The sequence below is a fragment of the Sinorhizobium terangae genome, assembly GCF_009601505.1.
GTDB classification, from domain to species: domain Bacteria; phylum Pseudomonadota; class Alphaproteobacteria; order Rhizobiales; family Rhizobiaceae; genus Sinorhizobium; species Sinorhizobium terangae.
Genome location: NZ_WITC01000037.1, coordinates 37,400 through 59,458 on the forward strand (window position 1 = coordinate 37,400; position 22,059 = coordinate 59,458).

Annotated in this window: 21 protein-coding genes; 10 read left to right on the forward strand and 11 right to left on the reverse strand. The window is 62.4% G+C overall.

Annotation, left to right across the window (positions count from 1 at the left end):
- Positions 1–32: 32 nt before the first annotated feature.
- From GHK62_RS11050 to glpK, 4 genes are all read right to left on the reverse strand, one after another.
- Complete coding sequence (locus GHK62_RS11050) at positions 33–257, reverse strand: hypothetical protein (protein WP_153438997.1); 225 nt, start codon at positions 255–257, stop codon at positions 33–35.
- A 66-nt stretch (positions 258–323) separates the two neighbouring features.
- A complete protein-coding gene (locus GHK62_RS11055; protein ID WP_153438999.1) occupies positions 324–755 on the reverse strand; it encodes an SRPBCC family protein in 432 nt (143 codons plus the stop codon).
- A complete protein-coding gene (locus GHK62_RS11060) occupies positions 752–1,075 on the reverse strand; it encodes an ArsR/SmtB family transcription factor (RefSeq protein ID WP_153439001.1) in 324 nt (107 codons plus the stop codon). Before GHK62_RS11060 ends, GHK62_RS11055 begins: the two co-directional genes overlap by 4 nt.
- Positions 1,076–1,395: 320 nt before the next feature.
- The gene (gene glpK, locus GHK62_RS11065; RefSeq protein ID WP_153439003.1) at positions 1,396–2,889 is read right to left on the reverse strand and encodes a glycerol kinase GlpK; all 1,494 of its coding nucleotides are present in this window, start codon (positions 2,887–2,889) and stop codon (positions 1,396–1,398) included.
- A gap of 303 nt (positions 2,890–3,192) precedes the next feature.
- Between glpK and GHK62_RS11070 the strand changes: the two genes are divergently transcribed.
- The 3 genes from GHK62_RS11070 to xdhB all read left to right on the forward strand — a co-directional run bounded on the left by GHK62_RS11070 (position 3,193) and on the right by xdhB (position 8,138).
- Positions 3,193–3,969, forward strand: a complete 777-nt coding sequence (locus GHK62_RS11070) for a 3-hydroxybutyrate dehydrogenase (protein ID WP_153439005.1) — start codon at positions 3,193–3,195, stop codon at positions 3,967–3,969.
- A gap of 170 nt (positions 3,970–4,139) precedes the next feature.
- Positions 4,140–5,630, forward strand: coding sequence for a xanthine dehydrogenase small subunit (gene xdhA / locus GHK62_RS11075; RefSeq protein ID WP_153439007.1), 1,491 nt, complete (start codon positions 4,140–4,142; stop codon positions 5,628–5,630).
- A 171-nt stretch (positions 5,631–5,801) separates the two neighbouring features.
- Positions 5,802–8,138, forward strand: coding sequence for a xanthine dehydrogenase molybdopterin binding subunit (gene xdhB / locus GHK62_RS11080; protein ID WP_153439009.1), 2,337 nt, complete (start codon positions 5,802–5,804; stop codon positions 8,136–8,138).
- Positions 8,139–8,162: 24 nt separating this feature from the next.
- Here the strand turns inward: xdhB and GHK62_RS11085 are convergent, their stop codons facing one another.
- Positions 8,163–8,426: a hypothetical protein gene (locus GHK62_RS11085; RefSeq protein ID WP_153439011.1), complete on the reverse strand. Its 264-nt coding sequence runs from the start codon at positions 8,424–8,426 to the stop codon at positions 8,163–8,165.
- A 29-nt stretch (positions 8,427–8,455) separates the two neighbouring features.
- Here GHK62_RS11085 and GHK62_RS11090 point away from each other — a divergent pair, with 29 nt between their 5' ends.
- From GHK62_RS11090 to GHK62_RS11105, 4 genes are all read left to right on the forward strand, one after another.
- The gene (locus GHK62_RS11090; RefSeq protein WP_167528215.1) at positions 8,456–9,355 is read left to right on the forward strand and encodes a LysR substrate-binding domain-containing protein; all 900 of its coding nucleotides are present in this window, start codon (positions 8,456–8,458) and stop codon (positions 9,353–9,355) included.
- Positions 9,356–9,505: 150 nt separating this feature from the next.
- Positions 9,506–10,738, forward strand: coding sequence for a urate hydroxylase PuuD (puuD, locus tag GHK62_RS11095; RefSeq protein WP_153439014.1), 1,233 nt, complete (start codon positions 9,506–9,508; stop codon positions 10,736–10,738).
- The gene (guaD, locus tag GHK62_RS11100) at positions 10,735–12,051 is read left to right on the forward strand and encodes a guanine deaminase (protein WP_153439016.1); all 1,317 of its coding nucleotides are present in this window, start codon (positions 10,735–10,737) and stop codon (positions 12,049–12,051) included. Before puuD ends, guaD begins: the two co-directional genes overlap by 4 nt.
- 209 nt (positions 12,052–12,260) lie before the next feature.
- On the forward strand, positions 12,261–13,415 hold the full coding sequence (locus GHK62_RS11105; RefSeq protein ID WP_153439018.1) for an alpha-hydroxy acid oxidase: 1,155 nt from the start codon (positions 12,261–12,263) through the stop codon (positions 13,413–13,415).
- Here GHK62_RS11105 and uraH read toward each other — a convergent pair.
- The 5 genes from uraH to GHK62_RS11130 all read right to left on the reverse strand — a co-directional run bounded on the left by uraH (position 13,400) and on the right by GHK62_RS11130 (position 16,657).
- Positions 13,400–13,762, reverse strand: coding sequence for a hydroxyisourate hydrolase (gene uraH, locus GHK62_RS11110; protein WP_153439020.1), 363 nt, complete (start codon positions 13,760–13,762; stop codon positions 13,400–13,402). The two genes, GHK62_RS11105 and uraH, sit on opposite strands and share 16 nt — an antisense overlap.
- A 13-nt stretch (positions 13,763–13,775) precedes the next feature.
- On the reverse strand, positions 13,776–14,273 hold the full coding sequence (locus tag GHK62_RS11115) for an ureidoglycolate lyase (protein ID WP_153439022.1): 498 nt from the start codon (positions 14,271–14,273) through the stop codon (positions 13,776–13,778).
- Between the two features lie 69 nt (positions 14,274–14,342).
- A complete protein-coding gene (uraD, locus tag GHK62_RS11120) occupies positions 14,343–14,846 on the reverse strand; it encodes a 2-oxo-4-hydroxy-4-carboxy-5-ureidoimidazoline decarboxylase (protein WP_153439024.1) in 504 nt (167 codons plus the stop codon).
- Positions 14,846–15,775 carry an allantoinase PuuE gene (gene puuE, locus GHK62_RS11125; RefSeq protein WP_153439026.1) on the reverse strand — a complete coding sequence of 310 codons (930 nt, stop codon included), beginning with the start codon at positions 15,773–15,775 and terminating at the stop codon, positions 14,846–14,848. The genes uraD and puuE overlap by 1 nt, the downstream gene beginning before the upstream one ends.
- Positions 15,776–15,856: 81 nt before the next feature.
- The gene (locus GHK62_RS11130) at positions 15,857–16,657 is read right to left on the reverse strand and encodes a DUF1045 domain-containing protein (protein ID WP_153439028.1); all 801 of its coding nucleotides are present in this window, start codon (positions 16,655–16,657) and stop codon (positions 15,857–15,859) included.
- A gap of 473 nt (positions 16,658–17,130) precedes the next feature.
- Between GHK62_RS11130 and GHK62_RS11135 the strand changes: the two genes are divergently transcribed.
- On the forward strand, positions 17,131–18,186 hold the full coding sequence (locus GHK62_RS11135; protein ID WP_153439030.1) for a glycosyltransferase family 2 protein: 1,056 nt from the start codon (positions 17,131–17,133) through the stop codon (positions 18,184–18,186).
- 150 nt (positions 18,187–18,336) lie between these two features.
- Here the strand turns inward: GHK62_RS11135 and GHK62_RS11140 are convergent, their stop codons facing one another.
- A complete protein-coding gene (locus GHK62_RS11140; protein ID WP_153439032.1) occupies positions 18,337–19,503 on the reverse strand; it encodes an NAD(P)/FAD-dependent oxidoreductase in 1,167 nt (388 codons plus the stop codon).
- Between the two features lie 107 nt (positions 19,504–19,610).
- Between GHK62_RS11140 and mnmC2 the strand changes: the two genes are divergently transcribed.
- Both mnmC2 and GHK62_RS11150 read left to right on the forward strand, forming a co-directional pair.
- Positions 19,611–20,330, forward strand: coding sequence for a tRNA (5-methylaminomethyl-2-thiouridine)(34)-methyltransferase MnmC2 (gene mnmC2, locus GHK62_RS11145; RefSeq protein ID WP_153439034.1), 720 nt, complete (start codon positions 19,611–19,613; stop codon positions 20,328–20,330).
- A 117-nt stretch (positions 20,331–20,447) separates the two neighbouring features.
- Positions 20,448–22,028 (forward strand): trimethylamine methyltransferase family protein, encoded by a 1,581-nt coding sequence (locus GHK62_RS11150; protein ID WP_153439036.1) that lies wholly within the window; start codon positions 20,448–20,450, stop codon positions 22,026–22,028.
- Positions 22,029–22,059 lie beyond the last annotated feature (31 nt).

The following is a 22,059-nucleotide window of genomic DNA, read 5'->3' on the forward strand; positions in this document are numbered from 1 at the left end:
CTGGAAGCCGGCGCGTCTAGCTGCCATTGTGCTCACTTCATCGCATCAGCGGGTCGACCACGCGGCTTCGCAATGTACGGCAACATGAACATGTAGAGGCCAGTAAACAGCAGCAGGAAGAGCGGGAGCAATGGCGAATAGACCACCCATGCGGGAGGCTCCCCCAGTGCCATGGCGACGAAGTTGGCGATCACAGTCACCGTGAAGACGATCGACAACCAGCGGTGGATTTGCCGAATCCACACATTCCAATTCATTGAGACCTCCCATTAATGCAGTGAACCGGGGGGCGATTGGCCCATTTTGGACGATGCTGGCGGACTTCAATCCATTTGCGCCAAGACGCGCTCCAGATTGGCAAGGAACTGCTGCCATCCCGCTTTGGCGCCTCCGTAGGCCTGCCGCTGTTCCGGCCGGAAGCCCGACTGCTCCATGCGCAGCTGGGTCCCCGTGCTCGTCGGGATGAGAGTGAAAGTCACCACGCTCCTCAGATCGTAGGCGGCATCGTCGTGGGCGAAATTCCAGGTGTAGGTCAGCCTTTTGTTCGGCTCTACGGCGAGGACCTCGCAGTCCAATACTCCGCCCCAGTCTCCGCGAAGATTGAAACGGTGACCCACGAGAGGTTTGAAATCGTTCTTCATCAGCCACTCCTCGACCAGGTGCGGTTGGGTGAGCGCACGCCAGATCTTTTCCGGCGGATGAGGGAACTCGCGTTCGATCACGACGGAGCGGGTTTCGGGCGACGTTTCGTTCATTGGTCCATCCTTTTCAGTAGGTCTTCGAGGTCGTCGAAGCGGCTTTGCCAGAAACCGGCCATCTGGCTTGTCCAATCGACCAGCGGAGCAAGAGCGCCGAGTTGGGCGCTGTAGTACGTGTGGCGACCTTCGTGGCGGTCGCGAACCAAACCCGCTTCCTTCAGGAGCCCGAGATGCTTTGAGACGACCGGTTGCGACACGCCGGCCTGCGCCGTCAGAGCCCCGACTGTCCTTTCCCCCTCACGGCATAATCGCTCAAAGAGCGCCCGCCGAGTCGGATCGGCAAGCGTCCTGAAGAGCACATCGTGCGCGTTCGACATTTTGGGATCCATACCCCGTTGGCTATTGATGAATATATAGCCATCAAGCTATGCGTTAGTCAAGCCGATCCTGGAGTCGGTTGATGATCTTCCTACAAAAGTGGTCGGGGACATAAAGCCCCCGTTGTGCTGGGTCAATCGCCCAGAGAGTGCGCGGCGCGCAGGGGCACATATCCCGCCAGCTATGCTTTCGAATATTATCGATATCGATGATTTGGACAGTGGTAAAATACTGCGGCTGATACCCCTCTGCCCTGTCGGGCAGAGGGGTATCAGCCTGCGCATGGGCAGCCGCGATTCGGTCGGATCGCGACGTTGCTCTAAGCCGCGATCAGCGTCCGCTTGACGGCGCTGCGCCAGCCCTTGAGCTTCCCCTTGCGTGTCGCCTCGTCCATCTTGGGCTCAAAGCGCCGGTCGCGCGCCCAGGAGCTGGCGAACTCCTTCTGGCTTGGCCAGATGCCGGCGCGACTTCCGGCAAGCCAGGCAACACCAAGCGCCGTTGTCTCGAGAATCACGGGGCGATCGACCGGCGCGTCGAGCAGGTCGGAGAGGCGCTGCATCGTCCAGTCGGACGCGACCATGCCGCCGTCGACGCGCAGCACCGTATCCTTGCCGCCGTTACGCCAGTCCTTGTGCATGGCCTCGAGCAGATCGCGGGTCTGATAGCAGACGGCTTCGAGCGCCGCCCGGGCAAACTCCGCCGGGCCCGTGTTGCGGGTCATGCCGAAAATCGCGCCGCGCGCGTCCGGGTCCCAGTGCGGCGCGCCGAGGCCGGTAAAGGCAGGCACGAGATAGACGTCCTGCGAGGGATCGGCGCTTTCGGCGAGCGTGCCAGTGTCCGGAGCCGCCTTGATCACCTTGAGGCCGTCGCGCAGCCATTGCACGGCCGCGCCGGCAACGAAGATCGAACCCTCGAGCGCATAGGTGGTCTCACCGTTGAGGCGATAGGCGATGGTGGTAAGCAGGCGGTTCTTCGAACGGACGATGTCCTTGCCGGTGTTGAGCAGCGCAAAGCAGCCGGTGCCGTAGGTCGATTTCAGCATGCCGGGCGTAAAGCATGCCTGACCGATCGTCGCCGCCTGCTGGTCGCCCGCAACGCCGAGGATCGGGATCGCCGCCCCGAAGAGCGCTGCATCGGTCACGCCGAAATCGGCGGCGCAATCCTTGACCTCCGGCAGCATCGCCCGCGGAACGCGCAGGATATCGAGCAGTTCGTCGTCCCAGGCATTGTCGGCGATGTTGTAGAGGAGCGTGCGCGATGCGTTGGTCGCGTCCGTGGCGAAGGACTTGCCGCCGGTAAGCCGCCAGATGAGGAAGGTGTCGATCGTGCCGAAGCAAAGCTCGCCCTTTGCCGCGCGCGCATGCGCCCCCTTCACGTTCGAAAGCAGCCAGCTGAGCTTCGTGCCGGAGAAATAGGGATCAAGCAGCAGGCCGGTCTTTTTCGCAAAGGTCTTTTCCAGTCCCTTCTTCTTCAGCTTTTCACAGAAGGGCGCCGTGCGGCGGTCCTGCCAGACGATCGCATTGTGGATCGGTTTGCCGGTCTCGCGCTCCCACACGACCACCGTCTCGCGCTGGTTCGTTATGCCGATTGCGGCGATCTCGCTCGCCGAGATGCCGGCCTTTTCGATCGCCTCCTTGACGGTAAAGAGAACCGTTTGCCAGATTTCCTCCGGGTCGTGCTCGACCCAGCCCGATTTCGGGAAATGCTGCTTGAATTCCTTCTGGCCGACGCCAGCGACCTTCTGCTTGCGGTCGAAAACGATCGCCCGGCTCGATGTCGTGCCCTGATCGATCGCGAGAATATATTCGCCCATGCGCCCCTCCCCGGCCTAATTCGACGTCGCGCCTTCCTCAACGACGACATTCGAAAAACTTCAATACGACGGAAAAACGAATGTCAAACGAAAACGAAACGCAATCCCGCCGCTCCTCCAACGGCGTCAAATCTGCGTTGGCAATCCGAAAAACACAATTGTCACTCGTGCATTTTTCCGCGTAGGTTGACACTGTTGCAGCGCAAAACCGAAGCGACGGCGGAAGGACGAACAGCGCGGCGAGTTTCGCCCGCGATCCGCTTCGACCGGCGCAAAGAGCGGCAGCGCGAGGGAGAGAACGAAATGACGAAAACTGCGGTCATAACAGGTTCGACGAGCGGCATCGGTCTGGCGATTGCCAAGGCTTTCGCGAAGACCGGCGCAAATATCGTGCTGAATGGCTTCGGTGCGCCGGACGAGATCAGGGCGGTGACGGACGACGTCGCCGGGCTCGGAAGCGGCACGGTCATCTATCATCCCGCGGACATGACGAAGCCCGACGAGATCGCCGATCTGATGGCGACCGCTGCGGCGCGCTTCGGCGGCGTCGATATCCTCGTCAACAATGCCGGCGTGCAACATGTCGAGAAGGTCGAAGACTTTCCGGTCGAGCAATGGGACCGCATCATCGCCATCAATCTCTCGTCGTCCTTCCACACCATCCGCGCCGCGCTGCCGGGCATGAAGAAGAAAGGCTGGGGGCGGATCATCAATATCGCCTCCGCGCACGGGCTCGTCGCCTCGCCGTTCAAGTCCGCCTATGTCGCGGCCAAGCACGGTATCATGGGCCTCACGAAGACGGTTGCGCTGGAGGTCGCGGAAAACGGCATCACCGCGAACTCGATCTGCCCCGGCTACGTGCTGACGCCGCTCGTCGAGAAGCAGATCCCGGACCAGGCGAGGACGCGCGGCATCACGGAGGCGCAGGTGGTTAACGACGTGATGCTCAAGGGCCAGCCGACCAAGAAATTCATAACGGTCGAGCAAGTGGCATCGCTGGCGCTCTATCTTGCAAGCGACGATGCCGCACAGATCACCGGCACGCATGTCTCGATGGATGGCGGCTGGACCGCGCAGTAGAGCGGCCTAAGTGAACGTATGAGCGGTTTCCATAAGCATCCCGCTCCACCGACAGCACCGCGCTTCTTGTCAGACGCATGAAGCACCTGTAGCACTTTGAATTGCTGCATGTTTTTATCCATATATCGTCTACGGTTATGGGAACATGCAGCAGCCACGGAATGATTGGCATGGCACAGGCATCCGATAGCATCCGCTTCATCCTGAACGACACCGAAGTCGCCCTTTCGGACGTCTCGCCGACCGCAACCCTGCTCGACTATCTGAGGCTGGAGCGGCGGCTGACCGGCACCAAGGAAGGCTGCGCCGAAGGCGATTGCGGCGCCTGCACGGTTCTGGTCGGCCGTCTTTCGAACGATGGCGAGAACGGTGAAAGGCTCGTCTACGAAAGCGTCAACGCCTGCATCCGCTTTGTCGGCTCGCTGAACGCGACGCATATCGTGAGCGTCGAGCACCTCGCGGCCCAGGACGGCACGCTCCATCCGGTGCAGCAGGCGATGGTCGATTTCCACGGTTCGCAATGCGGCTTCTGCACGCCGGGCTTCGTCATGTCGCTCTATGGCCTGTGGCTGACGAATGAAAATCCGAGCCGGGCCGCGATCGAAAAGGCGCTGCAAGGCAATCTCTGTCGTTGCACCGGCTATGAGCCGATCGTGCGGGCGGCTGAAGCCGCAGCGCGGGAACGCCCATCGGCGATATTCGATCCGATCACCCGTACGCGGGAAGCGGTCACCGCACGGTTGAAAGCGCTCCGTTCCACGGAAACGATCGTGATCCGCAAGGGCGAGGACTGTCTGATCGTGCCGGCGGACGCGACGGGACTCGCAACGGTGCTCGACGAACATCCGACCGCGACGATCGTCGCAGGCGCAACCGATGTCGGCCTCTGGGTGACGAAGCAGATGCGACCGCTCAATCCGGCGGTGTTCATCAACGGCATCGCCGAACTCCAGCGGATCGAGCGCACGGAAGTGGGTCTGACGATTGGCGCCGGCGTCAGCTACACCGCCGCGTTCGATGCCCTATCCAAAGCCTACCCAGCCTTCGGCCAACTCATCGATCGCATCGGTGGCGAACAGGTCCGCAACATGGGCACGATCGGCGGCAACATCGCCAATGGCTCGCCGATCGGCGACAGCCCGCCACCGCTGATCGTGCTCGGCGCATCGGTCAGCCTGCGATCGAAGAACGGCGCCCGCACGATGCCGCTCGAGGACTTTTTCATCGCCTACGGCAAGCAGGATCGCAAGCCGGGCGAATTCGTCGAAAGCATCTTCGTTCCCACATTGCCCGAAGGCGATCACTTCGCCGCCTACAAGGTCTCCAAGCGCCGCGACGAGGATATCTCCGCCCTCCTCGGCGCCTTCCGAGTCTCGCTTGACGAAGACAACCGCGTCCGCACCGCCCTCGTCGCCTTCGGCGGCATGGCCGCAACGCCGAAGCGGGCGAAGGCCGTCGAGGCGGCCCTCATCGGCCAGCCCTGGAGCGAGGAGACCATTCATGCGGCGCAAGCGGCTCTCGAGAGCGACTACCAGCCGATCACCGACTGGCGCGCCACGAGCGCCTATCGCATGCTGGCGGCAAAGAACCTGCTAATGCGCTTTTTCCTGGAAAGCACGGGCGAGACTGTTCAACTCCAGCGGTTCGAGGATGTGGCATGAGCGCCTGTCTCGACGTTGGTAGGTTGGGATTGCCCCTCACCCTAACCCTCTCCCCGCTCGCGGGGCGAGGGGACAAGGGCGGCGCGGCAAAGTCCCTTCTCCCCGTCGGAACGGGGAGAAGGTGGCCGGCAGGCCGGATGAGGGGCGCTTTCTTCGAAAGGAATCGACGAGATGGATAAGTCCACCTTCGAAGAGCAGACCACCATTTCTGGCCCGATGCACACGCGGCTCCGCCACGACAGCGCCCACAAGCACGTCGCGGGGACGGCCGATTATATCGACGACATGCCCGAGCCCGCCGGCACGCTGCATGGCGCGTTGGGCCTCACCGATCGCGCTCATGCGGAAATCCTGGAGATGGACCTCTCCGCCGTTGCCGCGTTGCCCGGTGTTGTCTGCGTGCTGAGCGCAAGCGACATGCCGCATTCCAACGACATCAGCCCGAGCCACCTGCACGACGAGCCGGTGCTGGCCGACGGCCGCGTGCAGTTCCATGGCCAACCGGCCTTCGCCGTGATCGCGGAAACGCGCGAGATTGCGCGTCGCGCCGCGCGGCTCGCCAAGATCACGTACCGCGACCTGCCGCATCTGATCGATGTAGCCGACGCCATGGTCCAGGGCGGCGAACTCGTGACGCAGCCGCTGACGCTCCAGCGCGGCGACGCGGAAGGAGAACTGGAACGAGCGCCGCGCCGGCTGAAGGGGCAGATGCGGATTGGCGGCCAGGAGCACTTCTATCTGGAAGGGCACATAGCCCTCGCCATCCCCGGAGAAGACGACGAGATGACCGTCTGGTCCTCGACGCAGCATCCAAGCGAAATCCAGCACATGGTCGCGCATGTGCTGGGCGTGCCGTCCAACGCCGTTACGGTGAACGTGCGCCGCATGGGCGGCGGCTTTGGCGGCAAGGAGACGCAGGGCAACCAGTTCGCGGCGCTTGCCGCCGTCGCCGCGCGAAAGCTTCGCCGCGCCGTGAAATTCCGCCCGGATCGCGACGACGACATGATGGCGACCGGCAAGCGCCACGATTTCCTCGTCGACTATGATGTCGGCTTTGACGACGAAGGGCGCATCCATGCCGTCCATGCGAACTATGCCGCCCGTTGCGGCTACTCCTCCGATCTCTCGGGCCCGGTGACCGATCGGGCGCTCTTCCATGCCGACAGCTCCTATTCCTACCCGCATGTGAAGCTGACCTCGCAGCCGCTGAAAACCAACACGGTTTCCAACACCGCCTATCGCGGCTTCGGGGGACCGCAGGGCATGGTCGGCGCCGAGCGGATTATCGAGGAGATCGCCTACGCCCTCGGCAAGGATCCGCTCGAAATCCGCAAGCTCAATTTCTACGGAGAGAAAGGGTCCGGTCGCGATGTCACGCCCTACCACCAGAAGATCGAGGACAATATCATCCATCGGATCGTCGGCGAGCTGGAGGCCAGCGCCGATTACCAGGCGCGCCGCGCGGCGATCATCGATTTCAACAAGTCGAGCCGGGTGATCCGGAAGGGCATCGCGCTGACGCCCGTCAAGTTCGGAATCTCTTTCACCATGACCGCCTTCAACCAGGCGGGCGCGCTGGTGCATATCTATCAGGATGGCTCCGTCCACCTCAATCATGGCGGCACCGAGATGGGACAGGGCCTGTATACCAAGGTGGCCCAGGTCCTCGCCGACAGCTTCCAGATCGATATCGACCGGGTGAAGATCACCGCGACGACGACCGGCAAGGTGCCGAACACGTCGGCGACCGCGGCGTCGTCGGGCTCAGACCTCAACGGCATGGCCGCCTTCGATGCGGCCCGCCAGATCAAGGACCGTCTCGTCGCCTTCGCCGCCGAGCGCTGGCAAACCACCCCCGAACACGTCACTTTCGTGGCGAATCATGTGAAGATCGGTGAGGAGCTCGTGCCCTTCCCGGATTTCATCCGCCAGGCTTACACGGCGCGCATTCAGCTCTCCGCCGCCGGCTTCTACAAGACGCCGAAGATCCACTGGGATCGCGCGACGGGGCGCGGCACGCCATTCTACTATTTCGCCTACGGCGCCGCCGTCTCCGAGGTCTCGATCGACACGCTGACGGGGGAATACCTTATCGACCGCGTCGACGTGCTGCACGATGTCGGCCGCTCGCTCAATCCGGCGATCGACCTCGGCCAGATCGAAGGCGGCTTTGTCCAGGGCATGGGCTGGCTGACGACGGAAGAGCTCTGGTGGGATGAAAAGGGCCGCTTGAGGACGCACGCGCCCTCGACCTACAAGATTCCGCTCGCCTCGGACCGGCCGAAAATCTTTAATGTGCGGCTCGCCGAGTGGTCGGAGAATGCCGAGAAAACCATCGGGCGATCGAAGGCGGTCGGGGAACCGCCCTTCATGCTGCCGATCTCCGTGCTGGAGGCTCTATCGATGGCGGTCGCCAGTGTCGCCGACTACCGCGAGTGCCCTCGCCTCGATACGCCGGCGACGCCGGAACGGATTTTGATGGCGGTGGAACGGCTGAGACGGATGTGAGGCCTCCAAAGACGGCCCCTCGCCCTACCGGAACATCTCGTCCTCCCGCCGGGGCGCGCCCCAATCCATGAAACCCATGTCTCTTTTCATGTGATCGGACAAGACCCTGATGTCCAGTCTCGGATTCGGGCGAAACAGGATCGAAGCCAGTCGCGAAATCGGATCGATTGAAAGAAATACTTTTCTTTCAGGGTGTTCCAATGCGTCGCAAGTCATTTTAGCACCTTTGAAGTTGCTGAATTCGACTTGCAGCATGGCGCCAAAGGTGCTCGAATTCCAATCGAACATCCGTCTGCATGCATCAAGAGCACTTATCCATGAAAATGTCGAAGCAGTTCCCGCTGAACGCGCTAAGGGTCTTCGAGGCCACGGCCCGGCTCGGCAGTTTCACCAAGGCGGGCGACGAGCTCGGCATGACGCAGACGGCCGTCAGCTATCAGATCAAGCTCATCGAGGAGAATGTCGGTGAACCGCTGTTCCTGAGGCGCCCGCGGCAAATCACGCTGACGGAAGTGGGCCACCGGCTGGCGCCCAGGGTGACGGAAGCATTCGAGATGCTGCAGGAGGCGGTTGCCTCGGCGCGCGGCGACGCGGCATCCGCCCTGCTCATCAGTTCGACTGCGACCTTCGCGTCACAATGGCTCGCCCGCCATATCGGCTCATTCCAGCTCGCCCATCCCAACATCGCCGTTCGGCTCTCGGCGAACGATGCGATGATCGATTTCAGCAAAGAGGCAGTGGACGTGGCGATCCGGTCCGGGTTGGGCGAATGGCCGGGTCTCGTCAGCCATCGGCTGATGAAGGTGGAGTTTGCACCCATGCTCAGTCCGGCGCTCGCTTCGACGGTCGGCGGGGTGAACGAACCGCGAGACCTCCTGAAGCTCCGCATCATCGACCCTCAAGACCGTTGGTGGCCACTATGGTTTCGTGCCGCCGGCGTCCGCGATCCGGATCTCGAAGGTCGGGTTCCGACGCGGCTCGGCGCCCAATCCTTCGAGGCAGGCGCGGCGATCGCTGGGCAAGGTGTGGCGATCCTCACTCCTCAATTCTACGCCGATGACGTCGCGCTCGGTCGGCTTTATCAACCTTTCGATCTGCTCGGCAGCGAGGGCCACGACTACTGGCTGGTCTACCCGCATGCGCGACGCAACGTCGCAAAGATCCGCAGTTTTCGCGACTGGATCCTTGCGGAGTTCAAACAGGATGGCTGCGCGTAGACCCTGTCAGTTAGCGCGGGATGCGGGCGGAAAGCCGTCCACACTTTTCCTCATTCCGCTCTACGCCTGTTGCGTGAATCGTCGAGAACGACCCTTCCCCGTTTCGGGTTTTTCTCGCAAGCTGCGTCGACAAAAAACGAGGGGACCTGAATGTACGAATACGCCATTGCCTGGGAATGGCTGGCCTTCGCCGCCCGCTGGCTGCATGTCGTCACCGCCATCGCCTGGATCGGCTCATCCTTTTATTTCATCGCGCTCGACCTCGGCCTGGTGAAACGCGAGCATCTTCCTCCCGGCGCCTATGGCGAGGAATGGCAGGTGCATGGCGGCGGCTTCTACCATATCCAGAAATACCTGGTCGCACCGGCGGCGATGCCGGAGCATCTCACCTGGTTCAAGTGGGAATCCTACATGACGTGGCTCTCCGGCTTCGCCATGCTCTGCATCGTCTACTATGGCGGCGCCGATCTTTTTCTGATCGACCGTCACGTGCTGGATATCTCGGCGACAACGGCGATCCTCATCTCGCTCGCCTCGCTCGGGATCGGCTGGATTCTTTACGACCTTCTCTGCAAATCGCCGATCGGCAAGAATACCTGGGGGCTGATGGCGCTGCTTTATGTCGTGCTCGTCGCCATGGCGTGGGGCTACACGCAGGTGTTCACCGGTCGCGCGGCGTTTCTGCATCTTGGTGCCTTCACCGCCACCATCATGTCGGCCAACGTCTTCTTCATCATCATTCCCAACCAGAAGATCGTCGTCGCCGACCTGATCGCAGGCCGCACGCCGGATCCGAAGCTCGGCGCCCAGGCCAAGCAGCGTTCCCTCCACAACAACTATCTGACACTGCCGGTCATCTTCTTCATGCTGTCGAACCACTACCCGCTCGCCTTCGCGACGGCTTTCAACTGGATCATCGCAGCGCTCGTCTTCCTGATGGGGGTGACCATCCGCCATTGGTTCAACACCACCCACGCGCGCAAGGGCGAGCCGACCTGGACCTGGATCGTCACTGTGATCCTCTTCATCCTGATCATGTGGCTCTCGACAGTGCCGAAGGTGTTAACCGGCGAGGAACAGGCCGAGGCCGCGCCGGCCTTCAAGCGCTTCGCCGATAACGCGCATTTTCCAGCGGTGAAGGATACGATCTCGACCCGCTGCAGCATGTGCCACGCAGCCGAGCCCGCTTACGAGGGCATTGCCCGCGCGCCGAACGGCGTCATACTCGAAAGCGACGCCGAGATTGCCGCCCATGCCCGGGAAATCTATATCCAGGCCGGGCGCAGCCATGCCATGCCGCCCGGCAACATAACCGACATGACGGCGGATGAACGCAGGCTGGTGACCGCCTGGTTTGAAAGCGCCGTCGGGGAGACACGATGACAACCACCCTCATTCGCGGCCGCCTGCTGAGCTTCAACCGTGCCCCGCAAGCCATCGACGACAGCGATGCCTATTCCTACGAAAGCGACGGCGCGCTGCTCATCGGGGACGGCGTGATCAAGGCGTCCGGGCCGTACACGGCAGTCAAGGCCGCAGCGCCGGAGGGCGTCGCGGAGATCGATCATCGCCCGCATCTGATCATGCCTGGCTTCATCGACACGCACCTTCACTTCCCGCAGATGCAGGTGATGGCCTCCTATGCCGCCAACCTGCTCGAATGGCTGAACACCTACACGTTTCCTGAGGAATGCCGGTTCGTCGAAACGGCGCATGCCGAACGCATTGCCGTTCATTTCTTCGACGAGATGATCCGCCAAGGGACGACGACCGCGACTGCCTATTGCTCGGTCCACAGGGCTTCCGCCGACGCCTTCTTCGCCGAAAGCCTGAAGCGCGACATGTGCATGGTCGCCGGCAAGGTGATGATGGACCGCAACGCACCGCAAGGCCTGCTCGATACCCCTGAGATGAGCTATGACGAGACGCGGGCGGTCATTGCGGACTGGCACGGCAAGGGCCGCAACCACGTCGCCATAACGCCGCGTTTCGCCATCACCTCGACCCCCGAGCAAATGGACGTCGCGAAATCGCTCGTTGGCGAATTCCCGGACCTGCACGTGCAGACGCATCTTTCCGAGAACCGCGACGAGATCACCTACACCTGCGAACTCTATCCGGAAGCGAAGGACTATACCGACGTCTATGCCCGCTACCGCCTGCTTGGACCGAAGAGCCTCTTCGGCCATTGCATCCATCTTTCCGATCGCGAAGCCGATGCCATGAGCGAGAGCGGCTCCGTCGCAGTCTTTTGCCCGACCTCGAACCTCTTCCTGGGCTCGGGACTCTTCCCGCTGCGCACCTTGACGCGCCGGCAGAAGCCGGTGCGCGTCTCCGTCGCCTCCGATATCGGTGGCGGCACCAGCTACTCGATGCTGAAGACACTCGACGAAGCCTACAAGATACTGCAACTGCAGGGCGAGCGGCTGAACCCTTTCGACAGCTTTCACCTGATGACCCGCGGCAATGCCGAGGCGCTGTCGCTCGTCGATCGCATCGGTACCCTGGAGCCAGGCACCGATGCGGATATTGTCGTCCTGAACATGGCGGCGACACCCGCCATGGCGCTGCGCGCCGAAGTGGTCAATTCGCTGGCCGATGAGCTCTTCCTGCTGCAGACAATGGGGGATGATCGCGCGATCGTCGAGACCTATGTGGCGGGCCGTCCGGCCAAATCTTCGCTGGGTACCGACTGAACCAAGTGAGAGGTCAATTTTTTTGACCTGTTCTCCCCCAAAGCTATTACGCACCTCCCGAAATCGTGATAATGGCCCTACAGCGCCGTGCGTCTCACAGGACGCACAAAGGTCGCTGTAGCACTTTTGAGTTGCTGCATGGCTTTACCCTTGAGTTCGCTCGACTTGAGGAAACATGCAGTCGTCATCCATCGATGAAGGCCGTTCCCATGACGCAAATCCTCGAAATCCGCGATCTCAAGGCGCTCGCCAAGCGGCGTGTTCCAAAACTCTTCTTCGACTATGCCGACAGCGGCGCCTGGACGGAGGGGACCTATCGCGCCAACGAGGAGGATTTTTCGAAGATCAAGCTGCGTCAGCGGGTTCTGGTCGACATGACCAACCGCTCGCTGGAAACGACGATGATCGGCCAGAAGGTGTCGATGCCGGTTGCACTTGCGCCGACAGGGCTCACCGGCATGCAGCATGCCGACGGAGAAATGCTGGCGGCACAGGCCGCGGAGGCTTTCGGGGTACCCTTCACGCTTTCAACCATGAGCATCTGCTCCATCGAGGATGTCGCTTCGGTCACCACCAAGCCCTTCTGGTTCCAGCTTTATGTGATGCGCGAGCGCGAATTCGTACTGAACCTGATCGACCGCGCGAAGGCCGCCAAATGCTCGGCGCTCGTCCTGACGCTCGATCTGCAGATCCTCGGCCAGCGCCACAAGGACCTGCGCAATGGCCTTTCCGCACCGCCGCGCATGACGCCGAAGCACCTCTGGCAGATGGCGACCCGACCCGGCTGGTGCATGAAGATGCTCGGCACCAACCGGCGCACCTTCCGCAATATCGTCGGTCACGCCAAAAGCGTCACCGATCTTTCGTCGCTCGGCGCCTGGACCAACGAGCAGTTCGATCCGCAGCTTTCCTGGAAGGACGTCGAATGGATCAAGGAGCGCTGGGGCGGCCCGTTGATCCTCAAGGGAATCCTCGACCCCGAGGATGCGAAGATGGCCGCCAAGACCGGCGCCGACGCGATCGTCGTTTCGAACCACGGCGGGCGCCAGCTTGACGGAGCACCCTCGTCGATCAGCATGCTGCCACGCATCGTCGATGCCGTCGGACACCAGATCGAAGTCCATCTCGATGGCGGCATCCGCTCGGGCCAGGATGTGCTGAAGGCGATCGCACTCGGTGCGCAAGGGACGTTCATCGGCCGCCCCTTCCTCTACGGCCTCGGCGCCATGGGCAAGGAGGGCGTGACGCTCGCGCTCGAGATCATCCGCAAGGAGATGGACGTCACCATGGCCCTCTGCGGCAAGCGCAGCATCACCGACGTCGGCCGCGACATCCTCGCGGAGTACGATCAGCTTCCGCGATAGGTGGAATAGCCGTAGGGCGAGAGCAGCAGCGGGACGTGATAGTGGCTTCCGGGATCGGCGATCCCGAAGCGCAAGGGGATGAGGTCGAGGAAGGCCGGCTTCGGAAGGACGACGCCCGTTGCCCGGAGATAGTCGCCGGCGTGGAAGACCAGTTCGTAATTGCCCGCCATGAAGGCCACGCCTTCGACCATCGGTCCGTCGACACGCCCGTCGCTGTTGGTGTGGACCGTGCGGATCAATTGCCGCTCCTCACCCTCCAGCCAATAAAGATCGATCCTCAGGCCCTCGGCCGGTTTGCCGAGCGCGGTGTCGAGGACATGGGTCGTAAGCCGCCCGGTCTTGCTCATCGCTTGATTTCCTTCAGAAGGGAACGGGGATCACGAAGGGCTCGTCGTAGAAGAATTCTTCCAGATTGTTGCCCGGCCCTTCGCGGTCGACGACGATGAAATCGCTCGCTGCTTCGACCGCCATCAGCGGATGATGCCAGACATTGCGGCCATAATTGACCCCTTGCCGTCCGCTCGCCAGGAACACCCGGGGCCTGCCCGGGTGCCCGCCTTCATCCTCGGCCACGACCGCCAGCCACGGCCGATCATCGAGCGGCGAGAAACTCTGGCTGCCGAGCGGATGGCGCTCCATCATCGTGACGGCATAGGGGAACGCGCGCGGTTGGCCGCGAAAGATGTTGATGATGACGCCGGCGCCCTCGCCCGACACGTCGGCGCGCGCAAGCGCGTGGAACCGTTCGGTGTTGCCGCCATTGATGAACCGCATCGATGCCGGATCTGCTTCGATGACACTGCCAAACGGGGCGAAAGCCTCCTTCGTGAGGGGCTCGATCAAAAGCAGGCGCGACATCAGGCTTCCGCTCTGCAGCATTCAGGCGCGCGGCTTGATGCCGAGGCGGAGAAGTCAGGGACGGCACTTTCAGGCATTTTCATCTCCGGGGAGCATGGATTTGAGCCGCAGTCGGGCGATCTGCTCCACCTGCGCGCAGGCGGTTTCAAATTCTTCTTCCGCCGAATTGTCAATCCGCCTCTCGAAGGCTGCGAGAATGTCGTCCTTCGTCAGACCCTTGACCGCGATGATGAAGGGGAAGCCGAATTTCTTCGTATAGGCCTTGTTGAGCTGAGTGAATCGCTGATGCTCCTCGGGTGAAAGGCGGTCCAGTCCGGCAGACGCCTGCTCGGCCCGGGAGTCGGCGGTCAGCTTGCCGGCGATCGCGAGCTTGCCGGCAAGATCCGGATGGGCTTTGAGGACCGCGCGGCGTTCGGCGGGAGACGCCGCACGAAACGCGTTGCAGAGTGCCGAATGGACGCTGCCGGCGGTCAGCCCGGCGGAAGCGGCGCGGTCGTAGGCGCGCTCGGCCACCCATGGCGAATGCTCGAAGACACCGCCGAAGCGAGCGACGAAGGCCTCCCTGTCAGACATCAGCGCACACCCTCCGGCTTGTGATGATCGTACCAATGGCGCGCAATGTCGATGCGCCGCGGGATCCAGACCTTGTCGTGGGACAGCACGTAATCGATGAAACGGGCGAGCGCAGCGGCACGGCCCGGACGGCCGACGAGGCGGCAATGCAGGCCGATGTTCATCATCTTCGGACTGCCTTCCTTGCCCTCCGCATAGAGCACGTCGAACGTGTCCTTGAGGTAGGTGAAGAACTGGTCGCCGGAATTGAACCCCTGATTGGTCGCAAAGCGCATGTCGTTCGCATCGAGCGTGTAGGGAATGATGAGATGCGGCTTGTCTGCGGTCAGTCCAGGAATCCAGTAGGGAAGCTCGTCTGCATAGGAATCGCAGGAGTAGAGAAAACCGCCCTCCTCCAGTACGAGCTTCAGCGTGTTGACCGAGGGCTTGCCCTGATAGATTCCGAGCGGCCGCTCGCCGGTCAGTTCCGTATGCAGGCGGACGACCTCGCGGATATGCTCGCGCTCGACCTCTTCCGGGAAATCCCTGTATTCGAGCCAGCGCAGTCCGTGGCTGGCGATCTCCCAGCCCGCCTCCTTCATCGCCGCGACCGCCTCGGGATTGCGCGCCATCGCAAGCGTTACGCCATAGACCGTGAGCGCGACGCCGCGGCTCGTGAACAGGCGCCACAGCCGCCAGAACCCGGCCCGGGCGCCATACTCGTAGATCGATTCCATGTTGAGATTGCGCTGGCCCGGCCAGGGCTGCGCGCCGACGATCTCCGACAGCAGGCATTCGGACGCCGGGTCGCCATCGAGAATGCAGCTTTCGCCTCCCTCCTCGTAGTTCAGGACGAACTGCACGGCAATGTGTGCATCACCCGGCCAGCGCACCTGCGGCGGCATGCGCCCGTAGCCGACGAGGTCGCGCGGATAGGAAGCCTCTGCCATCAAATCACCCCTTCGTTTTTTCGGAACGGTAGCACCGCGGACCGGATTGTCGAGATGAAATTGACGCTTCAGAGGGGGCGACTACCGGCCCGCAAGCAAGGAGGCCATGATGTAGGGTATCGGCCGGGCAGCGCGACCTTCGGTCAGGCTTTCGATGGCCGACCGTTTCGCCGCGCCGTCGCGCAGACGGGCGGAAATCTTGCCAAGCGGATGCTGAGAATGGACCCGCATCGGCGCGCCCGGATCCTGCTCGATGAACAGGGCAAGGCTGCCGATCGAAAGCGGCCTTTCCAAATGCGGCTCGAATAGCTCCCTGAGGGGCGCCTCCATGCGCCGGGCGGTTTCCGGATTCAAGGCGCCCGTCAGCTTCATGTGAAAGCGATACTCGTCCATCACGTAGGGATCGCCCCAGCGATGGAGGTTGGTGAATTGCGGTGCGGTCAGCCGGTCCGGGTCACACCGTTCGATCTCGTCCTCGCTCATCGGCGCGCGAAACCTGTCGAATGCCTGGACGACACGGGCGGCGAGCAGGTGCATTTCATGGCTCGGCACCTGCGGCACCAGCCCCCAGCACTGGCTGAACCGGGCAACCTCCATCCGCGCGATTTCGAAGGGGGCCTCGGCGCTGGCAAAATGCATCAGCGCCTTCAGCAGCTCGGTCTCGTTGGTCGCCTCGTTGAGGCAGAACGGCGCCATGATCATGGCATGAAAGCCGAAGCGGCGGGGTGCTGCCGTGTGGAAGGCGATCTCCGGAACGCTCAGTCCGGCAACGGAAGGCAGTTCCGTCGGCTCATCCGAATAGACGTTCCGCCCGAGCCAGCTGGCGGCCACCGCCGACAGCGGGTCCCCCATAGGTGGAGTGAAACAAATGGCGTAACGCATGGCGCATGCTCCGGAAGTCCGTGGATGGCCCGCCTATTAGGTGATTTGCGTGACAGATTAACGAAGTTGGAGGCTCGGAACCGGGCCAAAAATCGATCGTTTAAAGCGACCGAAGCGTCTCATGCGAAGCATGATGGACGGTGGAAACACGCGATGTCCAACCCCGCCAACGCTCGTCGACGTTCCGTACGCCGATCCGGCAGGGCCCTATTGTCAACACAATAAGTGCAGTTACTACGCCGCAGCGCTTCCCTTGAAGCGTGGAAAATCGCGCAATGGTGCAAGGCAGCAACCTGCCGTTTTGAGCACCGCCGCGCCGGAGGAAATCTACCCGCGGTTTCCTTTGAAGGTTGGTAGTGGCCGCCTGCGAGGCGGCGAATGCCTTGTTATCTCGAGAGAGATCCCGGCGACCGACCGCGCACACTCAGCACGAGTACCGAAGCGACAAGCGGGGATCAGAGCGAGGGCAGGCTTTGCTGAACCAAACTTCTGTATCCATCATCATCACCAACTATAATTACGCACGCTTTCTCAGGCGCTGTGTTGACAGCGCCCTGGCTCAAGATCACGCAAATACCGAGGTTATCGTCGTCGACGACGCCTCATCCGATGGATCGCCAGACATCATTCGATCATACGGCGACAGGATCCGCGCCTGTCTGCGACCGGCAAACGGCGGACACGCGGCCGCCTTCAACACCGGTTTTGCCGCGAGCTCTGGCGACATCGTGTTCTTCCTGGACGCCGACGACTATCTCTATCCGGCTGCCGTATCCGAGGTCGTCAATGCATGGGACCCCTCGACCGCGCAGTTTCAGTTCAGGCTTGATCTCGTCGACCAGCGAGAAAGGGCAATGGATATCTATCCGCCACCGGAGCAGCCCTTCGACACCGGCGACGTGACGCCAAAACTGTTTCATCGCGGCCGCTATCAGACGACGGTCACCAGCGGCCTCGCCTTCGCCCGTTCGGCTCTGGAAGCGGTGATGCCGATCCCGGAGGGAGAATTCAGGCAAGGAGCGGATGGCTATCTTGCAACTGTGGCGCCGTTGCATGGACAGGTCCACGCCACCGACGATTGCCTCGGGGCATACCGCATGCATGGTTCCAATCATTCGCTGTTTGCCGAGAAGCTGGCCGAGCGGGCCCGCTGGCGCATGCAACATGACTTCCGCCGCCTTGAGGCTCTTTCCGCCGAGGCAAAGGCCACTGGATCGCACTTGCAGCCCGGGATCGTCATGCGCGACCCGACCCACCTCGAAGAGCGGCTTGCCTCCTTGTGCATCGAGGAAGCGCGGCACCCGGTCAGAAGTGACTCGCGGCTGCGCCTGGCAGCAGCCGGGGCAACCGCCAGCCTTGGCATGAACTACTCTATCCGAAGGCGTGCCGTGGAGGCGGCCTGGTTCCTTGCCGTCGGGGTGCTTCCGCGGCAACTGGCGACGTCGGTGCTCTCCTGGAAGCTCGTGGCATCGTCCCGCCCGGCCTTCCTGTCTCTGCTGTCAAAAACCATACGGCGCGCAATGGGCTAGAGAATTTTGCAGTCAGGTGGGATCACCTGACGTCGCACAAATGCGGCAAAAACAAACAGATAGAGCGGTTGCGCGAACGCACGTGAGCGCATCCCGCTCTAAAGTGCAACAGCATCCTTTGTGCGTCTCGTAGACGCGCGGCGCTGTAGGTCAAGGAGCACCCTCGGGCCGGCTGCGGCCTTGCTGCCGCAGCGCCGCCATGTGGTGCGCGCACGCAAAGGACTCGGGAAGAGCGACGGTCGGCCGCCCAATGATGTCGTCGATCACGAAACGCGCCAGGGCGTGTGCGATGCCGAAACTGACTTTGAAGCCGCCGGTCAGCACGGACAGATTGTCGTGATCGGGATGGCGGCCGACGATCGGCTCGCGCCCGGTTGCCTTCGGGCGCAGTCCGGCCCAACGCTCGATGACCCGCGCGCCGCGCAACGCGGGCGCTAAAGCTTCGGCTCGCCGGATCAATGCATCCAGTTGATTGTCCGTCGAATAGGGCTCGTCGAAGCGATTCTCGCTGGTGCTGCCGATCGCCACATGACCATCTTCGTGCGCGACGATGTAGAGCCCATCGGTAAAGATGATTGGCGAAGCCGGATCGATATCTGCGCGAAGCAGCGCCGCCTGCCCCTTGACCGCACCGCCGCTCGGCGCCTGCGCCGAATGCGCCAGGCGATCGATCAGGCCAAAGCACTCGACCCCGGCGGAGAGGATGCAATGTCCGAAGGACATCTCCCTCTCGCCCGCGAGCAAGAGCCGTCCGTGTTGAGGATCGAGCGAGACAACCTCGGCACCCTCTTCGACACGGACATGGGGGAATTGCGCAAGCGCGGTCCTGAGCAGTTGCACAAGGCGCCGCGGCGCCACTCTCGCAGCCAGCGTGTCATGGATAATGCCGAAGGAGGCCGCCTCCGACGCCGGCCAGTCGCAGTCGGAATCCACATCCCGGACATGCCAGTGGAACCGGCGCACGCCGGCAATCCAATGCCGTGCCGCATCCCGCTCGTGGTCGAGAGCGATCTCCCTCAGATGCGGCTTGGCGAGCGGCATGATCCGGCCGCAGCGGCGATAATCGGCCGATAGTCCGGTCGCGCGCTGCAGTTCGGCGATCTCGTCTTCGAGCGCGACCAATGCATCGAACTGGAATTGTTTCTTTGCGTTCCACCGGTCGGGCATGTGCGGCATCAGCGCGCCAAGCAGGCCTCCGCTCGCACCCGCGCCGATGCTCCTGCGCTCGACAAGGCACGTGCCGATGCCCGCCCGGCCGGCCATGACGGCGGCCCACAGCCCCATGATACCGCCGCCCACGATCAAAAGTTCACTCATCGATTGACCTTCCGCGGCATAATTCCGTAGATCGAATCCGATCGAAGGAAAAATTATGCAGCGTTTCACCCTTGTGCATCTTCAAAGGGTCGGAAGACGACCACGCCATGACAGCAACTGATTTCCACCAGAGCCATCCGCCATCGCGGCAAAGCCTTGAATGGCACGAGGGCGATATGCCCTACTCGAGGGAGTTTGGCGATCACTTTTATTGCCGCACGGACGGCCGGCTGGAATGCGGCCATGTCTTCCTCTCCGGCAACAGGCTGCCGCAACGCTGGCAGGCGGCGGAAAGCTTCGTCATAGGCGAGCTCGGTTTCGGCACCGGCCTCAATTTCTGCGAAACGTGGCGGCAATGGAAACAGACGCGAACGGCGATGGGCCGGCTGCACTTCATCTCCTTCGAGCGTTTCCCAATGCCGGCAGCCGACATCGGCCGGGCGCTTTCGCACTGGACGGAAATTTCCGAGGAAAAACGGGCGCTTGTTGCGAGCTGGCCGGAAGCACCGGAAGGCAACGTCGATCTCGAATTCGCCGATGGAGTTCGGTTGACGGTGGTGTGCGGGCCTGCGCTTGAGAACCTCGCCACCTCGGTGCATACATTCGACGCCTGGTATCTCGATGGTTTTGCTCCTTCCCGCAACCCGGACATGTGGTCACGGGAACTGATGCGGCTGGTGTTCGACAAGGCGGCGTCCGGCGGCACCTTCGCGACCTATGCCGCCGCCGGCTTCGTCCGACGGAATCTCGAAGCGGCCGGCTTCATCGTCGAGCGGCTCCCAGGTTTCGCCGGCAAACGCGAGATGCTGCGCGGCGACAAGCCCTGATCTCGGCGCTTTTTCAACCTCCGCTACGCGGCACGAAGCGAACTGTCGCAAATGGCGGGGCATGGCGCGTCAAAATCTGCGACAGAGATCCAACGGAAAAGCGGGGGTGGATCTTTCATGACCGACAATCAATTCCGGGACGCTGCGGCAGGCGAAACCTCACCGCTGGAGCGACGCCGCCGACCCGGCGGCCGAGCCGCGGAACGGTCACGAAAGCCGGCGGCCACGAAATACCTCAACCTCGTCAACACGCTGGCCACGTCGACGGTCCTTTCGGAAGACGCGCTCGAAGCGATACATGACGCCTCCCTGACGATCCTCGAAGAAATCGGCATGGACATCATCCTACCGGAGGCGCGCGACCGCATGAAGGCGGCCGGCGCGGACGTAACGCCCGGCACGGATCGCGTCCGCTTCGACCGCGGTCTGATCATGGAGATGATCGCGTCGGCTCCCCCCAGTTTCACAATGCATGCGCGCAACCCAGCGCGAAACGTCGAGATCGGCGGCAACAATCTCGTTTTCGCGCAGATTGCCAGCGCGCCTTTCGTCGCCGACCGAGAGGGCGGCAGGCGCACCGGCAACCAGGAGGATTTCCGCAAACTGGTCAAGCTGGCGCAGTCTTACGACATCGTGCACACCACGGGCGGCTACCCGGTCGAACCGGTCGACCTCCATGCCTCAATCCGTCACCTGGATTGCCTCTCGGACATGGTGAAGCTGACCGACAAGGTGTTTCATGCCTATTCGCTCGGTCGCCAGCGCAACATCGACGGCATCGAAATCGCCCGTATCGGCCGCGGCATCCCGATGGAGCAGATGGAACGGGAGCCGTCGCTCTTCACGATCATCAACACCTCGTCGCCGCTTCGCCTCGACGGCCCGATGCTTCAGGGCATCATCGAAATGTCGTCGCGCAATCAGGTGGTCGTCGTCACGCCCTTCACGCTCGCCGGCGCCATGGCGCCGGTCACCATCGCCGGCGCTCTCGTACAGCAGAACGCCGAGGCGCTTTGCGGCATTGCCTTTACCCAGATGGTGCGCAAGGGCGCTCCGGTCATGTATGGCGGCTTCACCTCGAATGTCGACATGAAGACCGGCGCGCCGGCCTTCGGGACGCCGGAATACATGAAGGCCGTCATCGCCGGCGGCCAGCTTGCGCGCAAGTACAACCTTCCCTACCGCACATCCAACACCAACGCGGCAAACACGCTCGACGCGCAAGCCGCCTATGAGTCGGCACTTTCGCTGTGGGCGCTGACCCAGGGCGGCGGCAATTTCGTGATGCACGCGGCCGGCTGGACCGAGGGCGGCCTGACGGCCTCTTTCGAGAAGTTCATCCTCGATGTCGATGTGCTGCAGATGGTGGCCGAATTCCTCAAGCCGCTCGACGTCAGCGGGGATGCGCTCGGTCTCGACGCCGTGCGCGACGTCGGTCCAGGCGGACACTATTTTGGTACGCTGCACACGCTTCAGCGCTACGAAACGGCTTTCTACTCGCCGATCCTTTCCGATTGGCGGAATTACGAGACTTGGACCGAGGCGGGCCGGCCGACCACCTATGATCATGCCAACCGCGTCTTCAAGCAGAAACTCAACGAATATGAGCGCCCGCCGCTCGATCCGGCGATAGAAGAAGAACTCGACGCTTTCGTCGCCAGGCGCAAACAAGAAGGCGGCGTGCCGACGGATTTCTGACGGAACGCCGAGAGCTTATCGCGTGGAAGCA